The following is a 13140-nucleotide window of genomic DNA, read 5'->3' on the forward strand; positions in this document are numbered from 1 at the left end:
GCCGCGATTATGCCGATCGGCGTCACCCATAACCCGCGCACAAAAAGTAGATTGGCATGACATCCTCAGCATAATTACGCGGTCGGCATAATGGCTGTTATGCCGAGCTCGGCATAACAGCCATGATTTGAGTTGGCTTCCGGTCGGCGCGTGTTTCTCGGGACAATCGACCAGCGCCAGCCATTCGCGCTGCTGCGCCTTGTTGGCGAGAGTCAGGTGCCGCATCGTCGCCGCATCGATTTTCTCAGCGCGATACATATTGCGGATGCGGGGGAGCAGATTGCCGATGGCGAGGGTCCGCTTCACCTGCAAGCCGGTCAGCCCGAAGGTGAGCCCGATATCCTCGACGCTCCGCCCTTCACGGACAAGCCGCGTGAAGGATTCGCAGCGGTTCACCTCATCGGGGTCGAGGCGGGCGATATTCTCGATCAGCGAGGCTTCCAAGGCCGCCGCATCGTCCCCGGCTTCGATCACCGCGCAGGGCAGCGGGTCGATGCCGTCCTGTTCCTCGGCCACGGTCAGCGCCGCGTGATAGCGCCGCTTGCCTGCAACGATCTCATAGGTGCCTTCCGCTTCGCTCGGTCGGACGATCAGCGGTACGAGGATGCCGCGCGCCCGCACCGACGGCAGGATGTTCGTGAGGTCCGGCTTCTTCGTGATTCCGCGCATGTTGGCGGACGACACGACAAGCCGCGACAGTTCGATATGCTGGAAATCCATGATTTCTCTCCTAGCTCCAAAACCACCGCAGCCCCGGCTGAGCGGGGGGAGCGGCGAGAGCGACCGGAGAGGCCCGCCACCAAGGCAGGGCGCACCCGAAGGGTCGGAACAGAGTGGAGAACCCCGCAGGGGTTGCGCTCTGCCGGGCGGGGCTCAGAGGAGAGCGACGCTCCCACCGCACGGCCGGAGGCCACCGCCATCGCGCGGCACGCGCGATGACCTTCGGGCCGGAGCCTGGCTCCGGCCCCTTCGCGTCAGCGATCGTCACGGCGTCAGCCGACGAGACGGCGCGTAGCGGCGGCTCGGTGGAGCGCAGCGACATAGAGCGCGACCGCCGCAGGCGGGACGCCAAGTACTTCACCTCGACATCATAATGGGCATGATCGGCACTGAAATGCCTCACCCATTGCCCCGTCAGGCGGGGTGCTCCAGAGTCGCACACAGCGGGCAGACCACCGAACAGGAGGTATGCGGCGATATGCAAATGGACATCGCGACATGATCGCGGACCCCGCGATTTCGCCAGAACCCGATCCGGTTCTTTTCGGAGCTTTCCTATCGTCGCTTATTGGCGCCTGGAGCCGCCGATTGAGCGCCATTGTTCGCCAGCGCCTGTTTTTGCACTCTATGGTGCGATGGTGCTGGAATGCGGCGAAAAGGCGCTTGCGCCGCAAGAGGCCACGCCCAAGATTTACTCGCAGGGGGCATCGTCAACCACCGCCTGTCGGAGATAATCCCCCATGCCCTCTCCCGAACGTATCATTCGTCTGAAGACCGTCCTCGACCGCACGGGCCTGTCGCGCTCGACCATCTATCGCAAGATGGCCGAAGGCAGTTTCCCGCCGCAATTGAAGATCGGCATTCATGGTGCAGGCTGGCATGAATCGGCGATCGATCGCTGGGTTTCCAACCCCGCCGCCTATCGCCCGGACAACGATAACGACGTGGAGCGCGGCGATGCACGAGGATGACCCGCTGCCCAAAGGGAATATCGCTCCCGCCAATGACAATGCGCCCGTTCTGCCCGCCGCTCAAGTCGAGGTGGCGCTGACGCGGATCGCCGAAGCGGTCGGACGGCATATCGCCCGCGAGCATATTCGCGCGCGCAAAGCGGCGAACGACAATGAGCCGGACGGGAAAAAGCCAAACCCGCCAAAGCATTGACGCTAGGGTCTCTGGGCGCGACACTGTCTTATCCGGTTGGGGAGGCCTGCTGCCCGCCACTCGAAAGGGAGACGCCATGATCCGCGCCGCGCTCTACGCCCGCTATTCCTCCGACCAGCAAAACCCGGCATCCATCGCCGACCAGCAGCGCATCTGCCGCGAGCACGCGGCACGCGAGGGATGGCAGATTGTCGGCAGTTTCGAGGACGCGGCGATCTCGGGATCGAGCATGATCCTGCGTCCCGGTGTCCAGAAGTTGCTTGCCGATGCACAAGCGGGCAAGTTCGATATCGTCGTGGCCGAAGCGCTCGACCGCATATCGCGCGATCAGGCCGATATCGCGACCTTCTACAAGCATCTCCAGTTTGCAAGGGTGCCGCTCGTCACCCTCGCCGAAGGTGAAATCTCCGAGCTGCATGTCGGGCTCAAGGGGACGATGAACGCATTGTTCCTGAAAGACCTCGCGAAGAAGACGCATCGCGGCCTGCGTGGGCGGGTCGAGAAGGGCTTCTCTGCCGGTGCGGTCGGCTATGGCTACCGGATGGTCCGCCGCCTCACCAGCGAGGGCGAGCTGGTACGCGGCGAACGCGAGATCGATCCGATGCAGGCATTGATCGTCGAGCGCGTCTTCCGCGAGTTCGCGGACGGCAAGAGCCCGCTCGGCATTGCGCGCGACCTCAACGCCGATGGCATCCCCGGTCCGAAGGGGCTTGCGTGGCGCGATACCAGCATCCGCGGCGACGTGCGACGCGGCACCGGCATCATCAACAACGAGCTTTATGTCGGCGTCCGCGTCTGGAACCACAAACATTATGTCACCGATCCGGGCAGCGGCAAGCGGGTCACGCGCTTCAATCCCGAATCCGAATGGATCAGGAACGAGGTGCCCGAGCTTCGCATCGTCAGCGACGAGATGTGGCAAGCGGCCAAGCGCCAACAGGCGGCGCTTGCCGAGCGCCATACCGGGATCAGGGAGGCGGCGCGGGCCCGCGCGCTCCTGAATGCGCGGCGTCCCGCCTATCTGCTTTCGGGCCTCCTTGAGTGCGGCGTCTGCGGCAGCACCTATGCCATCGTCGTCGATGACCGCTATGGCTGCGTCGGTCATCATCGCAGCAGCAACTGCCCCAACGGCCGGACAATCCGGCGCGAGGAGTTGGAGCGCCGAGCGCTCGCGGGTATTAGCGACAGGCTGGTCACGGCTGACAAGATCGATGCCGCCGTTGCCGCCTATGCCGCCCACATCAACCGGGAGAACCGCGAGCAGCGTGTTCAGGTCGATGCCGACAAGCGGGCGCTTGCGACGGTCGAGCGCGCCATCGCCGGGATCATGGCGGCGATCGAGGATGGGCTGTATCAGCCGACTATGAAAGCGCGGATGGCCGAACTCGAACGGGAGAAGATTGAAATCACCACGCGCCTTGCCGAGGCGCCCGCCGACGTTCCCGACGTCCATCCCGGCATTGCCGAAATCTACAAGCGCAAGGTAGCGGCGCTCACCGCCACGCTCAAAGACCCCGAAACCCGGCTTGATGCCTCAAGCGATATCCGATCGCTCGTCGGCAAGATCGTCCTGCATCCGGGCGCAAAGCGCGGCGAGGTTCATGCCACACTCCACGGCTCGCTCATCGGGATATTGGACTTCGCCAACGATAACCCGCACTCCGAAGCCCGAGTTATAACATCGGTGGCCCCGGGTTCGCGGAAATGGCAAAGGCTGAGGAATCGCTCGCGGCCGGGATTCCGTGCGTCTTGTAAAGGGTCGCGGCACGGGTGATAGCGGCGGACGATGACCGCACCGTCCGCCTCCCGTCAGTCCGCGCTCGACCGGCTAACCGCCAACGCGCCTTTCCTTGCCCGGCTCGCCGAGATCAACCCCGACGATGTCGCCCGTTTCCTGGACGAGGGGACCGACGCCGCGCTCGCGCGGGTTGCGCCGCCCGCGCCTGGCGACGACATCATGCGCGGCCTGCGCCAGTGGCGCGGGCGGATCGCGCTGCTGCTCGCGCTCGGCGACCTGTCGGGCGAGCATGACGTCGCGGCGACGACGCGGCATCTGACCGCCTTTGCCGATGCGGCCTGCGACGCCGCGCTCGCCGCTGCCTTTGCCGAGCGCGTCCCCGACGAGGCGCCGCGCGGGCTGGCGGTGATCGCGCTCGGCAAGCTCGGCAGCCACGAACTCAACTATTCGTCCGACATCGACCCGATCCTGATCTTCGACCCCGCGACGCTGCCGCGCCGGTCGCGCGACGATCCCGACGAAGCGGCGGTGCGCATCGCGCGGCGGATGGTCGAGATCTTGTCGGCGCGCACCGCCGACGGTCATGTGCTGCGCGTCGACCTGCGGCTGCGCCCGCATCCGGAGGTGACGCCGATCGTGCTGCCCGAAAGCACCGCCATCTCCTATTATGAATCGCAGGCGCTGGCGTGGGAGCAGGCGGCGTTCATCCGCTCGCGCGCCTCGGCGGGCGACCGCGCGCTCGGCGAGCGCTTCCTCGCCGCGATCCAGCCCTTCATCTGGCGGCGCAGCCTCGATTTCCGGCAGCTGCGCGAAATCGGTGCGATGAGCGACCGCATCCGCGACCATTTCGCGCAGGGACAGGCACTCGGCCCCGGCTACGACCTCAAGCGCGGGCGCGGCGGGATTCGCGAGATCGAGTTCTTCGCGCAGGTTCACCAGCTGATCTATGGCGGTCGCGATCCGTCGCTGCGCGTGCCTGCCACGGTCGACGCGCTCGCCGCGCTTGCCCGCGCCGGCCGGGTCGCCCCCGACGTCGCGGAGCGGCTGACCGGCCATTATGCGGTGCTGCGGCGGATCGAGCACCGGCTCCAGATGGTCGAGGATCAGCAGACGCACAGCCTGCCGGTGCAGCCCGCCGCGCTCGACGGCGTGGCGCGGCTCGACGGGCTGGCCGACGGCGCTGCGCTGCTTGCCGCGCTCGAACCCGTCGTCGCCGACGTCGGTGCCGTCTACGATCGCCTCGTCGCCGAGCGCGCGGCGCCGGGCGGCCTGCCGCGCGACGACGGCGAACTGGCGGCGGCGCTGGCGGCTGCGGGGTTCGACCCGCCCGATGCCGCGCTGCGGACGATCGCCGAATGGCGCAGCGGCAAGCTGCGCGCGCTGCGCAGCCCGGCGGCGCTCGAAGCGCTCGAAACCGCACTGCCCGAACTGGTCGGGGCGCTGGGCGCCGCGCCCGACCCCGACGCGACGCTGCGCCGGTTCGACACGCTGGTGTCGGGCCTGCCGAGTGCGATCAACTTCTTTCACCTGCTCGCCGCGCAGCCGGCGCTGGCGCGGGTCGCGACGCGCATCCTGTCGCTCGCCCCGACGCTCGCCGATGCGCTCGCCGCGCGCGTCGAACTGATCGAGGGATTGATCGACAAGCGCGCGTTCGAGGCGCCGATGGACAAGGACGGGCTGCTCGCCGAATGGGCGCCGGGGCTGGCGGGACTCGATTACGAGCGGCTGCTCGACCGGGTGCGCGACCGCGTCGGCGAACGGCGCTTCGCCTATGGGGTGCAGTTGATCGCCGGATCGGCCGATCCGCTCGCCGCCGCGCGCGGCTATGCCGACCTTGCCGAAGCGGCGCTGCAGGTGCTGGCCGACGCGACGGTCGCCGAATTCGTCGCCGCGCACGGGCGCGTCCCCGACAGCGAACTGGTGGTGCTCGCGCTCGGCCGGCTTGGCGGGCGGGCGCTGACGCACGCATCCGACCTCGACCTCATCTATCTGTTCACCGGCGACCATCTCGCCGAATCGGACGGGCCACGCCCGCTCGGCGCGACGACCTATTACAATCGGCTCGCGCAGCGCGTGACCGCGGCGCTGTCGGTGCCGACCGCGGCGGGCAAGCTCTATGACGTCGATACGCGGCTGCGGCCGCAGGGCGCGCAAGGGCCGCTCGTCGTTACCGTCGACAGCTTCGAGCGCTATCAGCGCGAAGAGGCGTGGACGTGGGAGCATATGGCGCTGCTCCGCGCGCGGCCGGTCTATAGCTCGGACGCCGCGCGCGCCGCGGTCGAGCGCGTCGTCGCCGAGGTGCTGGCAAGCCCGCACGACCCGGAAGATGTCGCGCGCGATGCCGCCGGGATGCGCGACAAGATCGCCGCGCACAAGCCGCCCGCCGGATCGCTCGATATCAAGGGCGGGCCGGGCGGACTCGTCGACCTGGAATTCGCGATGCAGGTCGCACAGCTTGCCGGCGGCCGCTGTCACGATCCCCGCATCGGCGAAGCGCTCGCCTGCCTGACGGCGGCGGGACTGGCGCCGGAGGGGATCGGTGCGGCGCACGACCTGCTCGCGCGGATGCTGGTGATGCTGCGCCTCACCGCCCCCGCGGGCGAGCCGCCGGCCGCCGCCGCGCGCCAGCTCGTCGCCAGCGCCTGCGGCGAGCCGGGCTGGCCGCAACTGCTTGCCGCGCATGACGCGGCACGGCAGGAGGTGGCCGACTGGTGGGCCTCGATTCGCCCGCCGCAGCAGGAGAAGCAAGGATGAGCGGACTTTCGATCGGCGATGCGATCCCGCCCGTGACGCTGGCCGGTGCCGACGGCGCGACCATCGACCTCGCCCGTCTGAAAGGCGCGCCGCTGGTCGTCTATTTCTATCCCAAGGCCGACACGCCGGGCTGCACGACCGAGGCGCAGGACTTCACCCGCCTCGCGCCCGATTTCGCGCATCTGAACGCGCAGGTACTGGCCGTGTCGCGCGACGCGCCGGCGAAGCTGTGCAAGTTCCGCGACAAATACGGGCTGACCGTCCGGCTGGCTTCGGATGAGGACGGCGCGGTGTGCGAAGCCTTCGGCACCTGGGTCGAGAAACAGAATTACGGCCGCACCTATATGGGGATCGAGCGATCGACCTTCCTGTTCGGCGCCGACGGCAAGCTGGCGAAGGTCTGGCGTAAGGTGCGCGTCAAGGGCCATGCCGACGCGGTGCTGGAGGCGGCGAAGGCGCTGTGACCGCCTTTCGCGCGACCGGACGGAATTGAGGACGTGACCACGCTCGGCGAAGCCGCGCGCGCGGTGCTGCTGACCGCGGACCCGCACGCCAAGCGCCGCGCGGCGCGGGGGTTCGCGCGGGCCTGGCGGCGCGGAGAGCTCGTCCATCGCTGCGACGTCGCCATGCCCGACCGGCCGGCGTGGCCCGAGCGGCCCGAACTGCTGGCGCCCGGCCGGATGCCGCGTCGCCGCGGCGGCGGGTCGGAACGCGGCCGCATCGCGATGCTGCACGCGCTCGCGCATATCGAATTCATCGCGATCGACCTTGCCGTCGATCTGGTCGGGCGCTTCGGCGGCGCGTTTCCGCGCGGCTTCGTCGACGACTGGATCGGCGTCGCTGCCGACGAAGCGATGCATTTCGCGCTGCTCGACCGGCGCCTTGCCGGCCTCGGCAGCCATTATGGCGCGCTGCCCGCGCACGCCGGGCTGTGGGAGGCGGCGGAGGCGACCGCCGACGACGCGCTGGCGCGGCTCGCGATCGTGCCGATGGTGCTCGAAGCGCGCGGGCTCGACGTCACCCCGGCCACGATCGACCGGTTCCGCGGCGCCGGGGACGAGGCGTCGGCGCGCATCCTGTCGCGCATCTATACCGACGAGATCCGCCATGTGTCGGCGGGCACGCGCTGGTTCAACTGGCTGTGCGCCGAACGGGGATTCGGACCGGCGGCGACGTGGCAAAGCCTCGTAAAATCGCGATTTCGGGGGGTGTTGAAGCCGCCGTTCAACGACTCGGCGCGCCGCGATGCCGGTTTAACGCAAGAATACTACGCGGTCATTGCTTCGTAAGGATCGACCACGCAGAACCCCTCGCGGGCAGGGATTGCATCCCATCCACAAGAACAACCGGCACCAGCGGCCTGACCGCTGGCGACAGGACAGATGCGGGGTCGATACGTGCTGAACGCTTCACTGGCGCAAAAGTTTCACCATGGCCTGATTGTTGGTGCGGCAGCCCTGATGGGAACGGCCGCGGCGGCCAACGCCGCCGAAACCGGCGCCGACGCGGGGATCGTGGTTCCCGACGAACCCGATGACGACAGCTTCACCGCCGGCGTTCCGGCCCCCGCCGAGGACAGCGAGGCACGCGCGCTCTTTCAGGCGTGGAAGCGCCTCGATACCGGCCTGGCCGCGAGCATCGGCGTCGCCGTGCCGTCGCGCCGCCCGATCGAGCAGATGTCGCTTTCCTCCTCCTACGGCATGCGGGTCCATCCGATCACCGGCCGCGTCGCGCGCCACAACGGCATCGATATTCCCGCCCCCCACGGCACCCCCATTTATGCGACCGCCGACGGCATCGTCGGCCGCGCCCAGCGCCTCGGCGGTTACGGCAATTACGTCGAGATCGAGCATGGCAACGCGATCCAGACGCGCTACGGCCACATGTCCTCCTTCATCGTCCAGCCCGGGCAGCAGGTGAAGAAGGGCGAGATCGTCGGTTATGTCGGCTCGACGGGCCGCTCGACCGGCAACCACCTGCATTATGAAGTCCGCATCGACGGCGCGCCGGTCAATCCGCTGCCCTTCGTCCGTTCGGATTCGATGGCGATCGCCGCGCTGACGGGCGACCATCTTGCGATGGGTGGTCCCGAAGACTGAATTTCATGGGTCGGAGAGGAGGGGCGCCCGCTGGCCATAAGGTCGCGGCGCCCTTTTCATTTGCGCCGAACATCCTATCTTGCCGATATGGCCTCGACCCTGTCCGATATCACCCTGTCGCCCGCCGCCGCGGCGCGCATCCGCTGGATCGCCGAACGCAAGGCGGGCGCGCTCCCCGCGCTTCGCCTCGCCGTCGACGGCGGCGGCTGCTCGGGCTTCACCTATCGCTTCGGCCTCGCCGACAGCATCGAGGCCGATGATGTCGTGACCGAGACCGACGGCGTGAAGCTGGTCGTCGATCCGGTGAGCATCGACCTGATTCGCGGCTGCACCGTCGATTTCGTGGATTCGCTGGGCGGATCGTCGTTCAAGGTCGAGAATCCCAACGCCGCCTCGGGCTGCGGTTGCGGGTCGAGCTTCTCGGTCTGAGGCCCTTTCTAAGCGACCGGCTTCCTGCCATAGCGGCGCGATGAAGATCGCAACCTTCAACATCAACGGAATCAAGGCGCGGTTGCCGCGCCTCGTCGAATGGCTGGACGAAACGCAGCCCGACATCGTCTGTCTTCAGGAACTGAAATCGAGCGACGAGACGATCCCGACGGCAGAGATCGAGGGCGCGGGCTATGGCGCGCTCTATCATGGGCAGAAGGGGTTCAACGGCGTCGCGGTCCTCGCGCGCGGCACGCAGCCGGTCGAGATCCAGCGCGGTCTCGCGGGCGAGGAAGAGGATGAGCAGTCGCGCTATCTGGAGGCCGACGTCGGCGGCGTGCGCGTCGCGTCGATCTACCTGCCCAACGGCAATCCGCAGCCGGGACCGAAATTCGATTACAAGCTGCGCTGGATGGCGCGGCTGCGCGAGCGGGCGAAGGCGCTGCTGGCGGCCGAGATTCCGACCGTGCTCGCGGGCGATTATAATGTCATCCCCCACGACGACGACGTGTGGGACCCGCGCGCGATGGCGCACGACGCGCTGATGCAGCCCGATTCGCGCGACGCCTGGTTCCGCATCCTCGGCGACGGCTGGACCGACGCGTTGCGCAGCCGCCACCCCGCGGGGCACGTCTGGACCTTCTGGGACTATCAGGCGGGCGGCTGGCAGCGCGATCATGGCTTCCGCATCGACCATCTGCTGCTCAGCCCCGCGATGGCCGACCGGCTGGTCGACGCGCAGGTCGACAAGGACTATCGCGGGCGCGAGAAAGCCAGCGACCACGCGCCGACCTGGGCGCTGTTCCGATAGAAGCATCACCCCGACACGGCGGCAAGGAGATCGGAATGACCGCGAAGAACAGCTATCAGGTCGCCGACTGGAACGGTCCAAGCGGCGAGCGCTGGGTCGCCAACCAGGCGCGGCTCGATCATATGCTCGCGGCCTTCGGCGACGCGGCGATCGCGGCGGCGGCGCCCCGGGCCGGCGAGCAGGTGCTCGACATCGGCTGCGGCGCCGGAACGACGAGCTTCGCGCTCGCCGCGCGCGTCGGGGAGCAGGGCCGGGTGCTGGGCGTCGATATTTCGGAGCCGCTGATCGCCCGCGCCCGCGCCTGCCTGCCGCCGGGTGCGCCGGTTGCCTTCGAGATCGCCGATGCCGGCAGCGGCACCGTGCCCGAACGGGCGTTCGACCTGCTCTTCTCGCGCTTCGGCGTGATGTTCTTCGACGACCCGGCGGCAGCGTTCGCGCATATGCGCGGCGCATTGAAGCCCGGCGGACGGCTCGCCTTCGTCTGCTGGCGGACGGCGGCCGAGAACGACTGGGTGCGCCTGCCGATGGGCGCGATCCGCGGCATCGTGACGCCGCCTCCGCCGCCCGATCCGGAGGCGCCCGGCCCCTTCTCCTTCGGCGACCGTGGCCGCGTCGAGCGCATCCTGGCCGATGCGGGCTTCGTCGACGTCGCCCTCGCGCCGTTCGATCATCTCGTCCCCTTCGGCCGCGGCACCACGCGCGCGGCGGCGCTCGACGATGCGGTCGAGATGGCGTTCCAGGTCGGCCCCTTGTCGCGCGCGCTCGCCGATCAGCCCGACACGATACGCGCGCAGGCGGCGGACGCGGTGCGGGCGGCCTTCGCGGAACGGCCAGGCGAGGAGTCGGTGCTGATCGACGGCGCCGCGTGGATCGTCACCGCGCGCAATCCCGCCGCCTGACCGCGCGGCGTCAGGCCAGCGGCTTGTCGTAGAGTTGATAGACGCGGTTGACGGTTGCGTCGATCGCCTCGGCGACCGCGTTCATCCCCTGATTGTCGTCGAGCACCCAGCCGATGTCGCCCTGCTGCGCGCCATAATGCGCGACGCCGTCGCGGCGGATATATTCGATCATCATGAAGGCGAGGGTGCTCGCCATGCGGCTGTTCTGGAGCCGCTTGACCACCCCCATCAGCGGCACGCGCAGCCGGCGGCTCTTCGGTTTCCGCAGCCACCAGAGCAGCCGCGCCCAATTGAAGGGCAGGAGCGAGCCGTCCATGTCGATCAGCGGTTCGTTGATGTTCGGCAGCACGATCATGAAGGCAACCGCCTCGCCGTCGACCTCTGCGACGCGGATCAGGTCCTCGAACACGATATCCTTCAGCTTCTTGCCGATATAGGCTATCTCGCTGTCGGTCAGGGGCACGAAACCCCAATTGTCCGACCAGGCATCGTTCAATATGCCCATGATCAGCCGCGCCTCGGCATCGAAGCGGCGCTTGTCGACGCGGCGGATGCGGATGCGCTCGTTCCGTTCGCCCGCCGCGACGATGCGGTTCACCAGCGGCGGAAAGCCGTCGATGATCTCGACCGCATAGTTGATGAGCTTCTTGACCGGGCGATAGCCCTCGGCCTCGATCCACGCCCGATAGAGCGGGCTGTTGTGGCCGAGCATGATCGTCGGCGGCGTGTCGAAGCCCTCGACCAACAGGCCGGGCTCGTCCCAGATCGAGATCGACAGCGGCCCGAGCGCGCGGTGCATGCCCTGGCTGCGCAGCCAATCCTCGGCCGCGACGATCAGCGCATGCGCGGTTTCCGCATCCTCGGCCTCGATCAGGCCCCAGTTGCCGGTGCCGGGCCCCATGCCCTGCTCGGCGGGCTGTTCGAGCGCGAGGAAATCGATATGCGCCGAAATGCGCCCCACCGTCCGCCCGTCGCGCCGGGCGAGGAAGAATTGCGCCTTGCCGTGCTCGAACCACGGATTCTTCCCCGGCGTCAGCAGGGCGAACACCTCGCCCTTCAGCGGCGGTACCCACGCCGGATCGCCGCGGTTGAGGCGGAAGGCCAGCTCGACGAACTCGCGCTTGTCGTGCTTCCCCTCGACGGGATGGATCGTGACCGGGCCGGCCGGATGTGCGCTCATGGGTGGTTTCCCGGATGATGGTGCCTATATGTCTGGCGAGCCAATAAGGCATAGGCGTGGCGCTGGCGACCCGCATTCGGCCATCATGCTGCCACGAAAAGATGGTGAAGACCGCGTTATGACGACGATCAATCCTTCCGCCGATCGGATCGCGACCTCGCCTGCGTCCCCGCCGGCGAATGCCGGCCCGATGGAGGCGCCGGCGAATGCCGCCAGGGCGCCCAAGTCGGCGATCGCCGACGACATGGCGATGATCCGCGCCGCGTCGGAACTGACGCGCGACCTGGTGCAGCCGAACGCGCGCATCTATTGGGCCGATTTCCTCGCTTCGACCTTTGTCGGCTACGCCGGCGTCGCGGCGGCGATCCTTGCGCCCTCGACGCCGTGGATGCTCGTGGCGGCGTTCGTCGCGGTGCTCGCCCTCTATCGCGCGGGCAGCTTCATCCACGAGATCACCCATATCCGCAAGCAGACGCTGCCGGGTTTCCGCCTTGTCTGGAACCTGCTGATCGGGGTGCCGCTGCTGATCCCGTCGTTCATGTACGAGGGCATCCACAGCCTGCACCACAACCGCACCAAATATGGCACGGTCGAGGACCCCGAATATCTGCCGCTGGCGCTGATGAAGCCGTGGACGGTGCCGCTGTTCGTCGTCGCGGCGGCCTTTGCGCCGGTCGCGCTCGTCTTCCGCTATGCGGTGCTGACGCCGCTGTCCTTCCTGATCCCGCCGCTGCGCCGCGTGGTGCGCGAGCGTTATTCGGGCCTCATCATCAACCCGCTGTTCCGCCGCAAGTCGCCCGAGGGCGAGTTTCGCCGCCAGTGGGCGTGGCAGGAGGGCGGGGCCTGGGCCTGGTCGACGCTGCTGGTCGCGGCGGGCATCTTCGGCTGGGTGCCGCTGCGCGCGCTGCTGATCTTCGGTGGGATCGCCGCGGCGAGCATCGTGCTCAACCAGATCCGCACCCTCGTCGCGCATCTGTGGGAAAATGACGGCGCGGTGCTGACCGTGACCGCGCAGTTCCTCGACAGCGTCAACGTCCCGCCGCCGGGCCTGCTGCCCGAACTGTGGGCGCCGGTTGGCCTGCGCTATCACGCGCTGCACCACCTGCTGCCCGGTGTCCCCTATCACGCGCTGCCCGAGGCGCACCGCCGCCTGAAGGATGCGCTGCCAGCCGATTCGCAATATCACCGGGCCAACTATCGCAGCCTGCCGAAGCTGGTGATGAATCTGGTGGCGGGTTCGGCGAAGGGCGGAGCGGCGGCATAGCATTTCCGGGTTCGGGCCCCTGTTCGTCATCCCGGACTTGATCCGGGATCCATTCTTTCAGCGCTGCGTGAACGGACCCCGG

General features: G+C 68.1%; 13 protein-coding genes. 11 read left to right on the plus strand and 2 right to left on the minus strand.

What is annotated here, in order from left to right:
* Window positions 1–720: ParB/RepB/Spo0J family partition protein (locus ABS88_RS08670; RefSeq protein WP_286749622.1), on the minus strand; the 720-nt coding region annotated here is incomplete at its 3' end.
* Window positions 721–1460: 740 nt separating this feature from the next.
* Here ABS88_RS08670 and ABS88_RS08675 point away from each other — a divergent pair.
* From ABS88_RS08675 to ABS88_RS08720, 10 genes are all read left to right on the plus strand, one after another.
* Window positions 1461–1691, plus strand: a complete 231-nt coding sequence (locus ABS88_RS08675) for a helix-turn-helix transcriptional regulator (protein WP_058815450.1) — start codon at window positions 1461–1463, stop codon at window positions 1689–1691.
* Window positions 1678–1884, plus strand: coding sequence for a hypothetical protein (locus tag ABS88_RS08680; protein WP_058815449.1), 207 nt, complete (start codon window positions 1678–1680; stop codon window positions 1882–1884). Before ABS88_RS08675 ends, ABS88_RS08680 begins: the two co-directional genes overlap by 14 nt.
* Window positions 1885–1960: 76 nt before the next feature.
* Window positions 1961–3658, plus strand: coding sequence for a recombinase family protein (locus ABS88_RS08685; protein WP_286749624.1), 1698 nt, complete (start codon window positions 1961–1963; stop codon window positions 3656–3658).
* Between the two features lie 12 nt (window positions 3659–3670).
* Entirely contained in the window at window positions 3671–6376 is a 2706-nt protein-coding gene (locus ABS88_RS08690) for a bifunctional [glutamine synthetase] adenylyltransferase/[glutamine synthetase]-adenylyl-L-tyrosine phosphorylase (RefSeq protein WP_076073939.1), read from the plus strand.
* Entirely contained in the window at window positions 6373–6840 is a 468-nt protein-coding gene (locus tag ABS88_RS08695) for a peroxiredoxin (protein WP_076073941.1), read from the plus strand. The genes ABS88_RS08690 and ABS88_RS08695 overlap by 4 nt, the downstream gene beginning before the upstream one ends.
* 33 nt (window positions 6841–6873) lie before the next feature.
* On the plus strand, window positions 6874–7665 hold the full coding sequence (locus ABS88_RS08700; protein ID WP_076073942.1) for a ferritin-like domain-containing protein: 792 nt from the start codon (window positions 6874–6876) through the stop codon (window positions 7663–7665).
* Window positions 7666–7836: 171 nt separating this feature from the next.
* Window positions 7837–8475, plus strand: coding sequence for a M23 family metallopeptidase (locus ABS88_RS08705; RefSeq protein WP_243469475.1), 639 nt, complete (start codon window positions 7837–7839; stop codon window positions 8473–8475).
* 87 nt (window positions 8476–8562) lie between these two features.
* Complete coding sequence (gene erpA, locus ABS88_RS08710) at window positions 8563–8904, plus strand: iron-sulfur cluster insertion protein ErpA (RefSeq protein ID WP_067108208.1); 342 nt, start codon at window positions 8563–8565, stop codon at window positions 8902–8904.
* A gap of 40 nt (window positions 8905–8944) precedes the next feature.
* Complete coding sequence (gene xth, locus ABS88_RS08715) at window positions 8945–9715, plus strand: exodeoxyribonuclease III (RefSeq protein WP_076073945.1); 771 nt, start codon at window positions 8945–8947, stop codon at window positions 9713–9715.
* 35 nt (window positions 9716–9750) lie between these two features.
* Window positions 9751–10614 (plus strand): class I SAM-dependent methyltransferase, encoded by an 864-nt coding sequence (locus ABS88_RS08720; RefSeq protein ID WP_104959315.1) that lies wholly within the window; start codon window positions 9751–9753, stop codon window positions 10612–10614.
* A gap of 10 nt (window positions 10615–10624) precedes the next feature.
* On the opposite strand, the gene ABS88_RS08725 is transcribed toward ABS88_RS08720, so the two are convergent.
* Window positions 10625–11794, minus strand: coding sequence for an N-acetyltransferase (locus ABS88_RS08725; RefSeq protein ID WP_076073949.1), 1170 nt, complete (start codon window positions 11792–11794; stop codon window positions 10625–10627).
* A gap of 118 nt (window positions 11795–11912) precedes the next feature.
* On the opposite strand from ABS88_RS08725, the gene ABS88_RS08730 reads away from it, so the two are divergent.
* A complete protein-coding gene (locus tag ABS88_RS08730) occupies window positions 11913–13058 on the plus strand; it encodes a fatty acid desaturase family protein (RefSeq protein ID WP_104959316.1) in 1146 nt (381 codons plus the stop codon).
* Window positions 13059–13140: the final 82 nt, after the last annotated feature.

The sequence above is a fragment of the Sphingopyxis sp. SCN 67-31 genome, assembly GCF_001725095.1.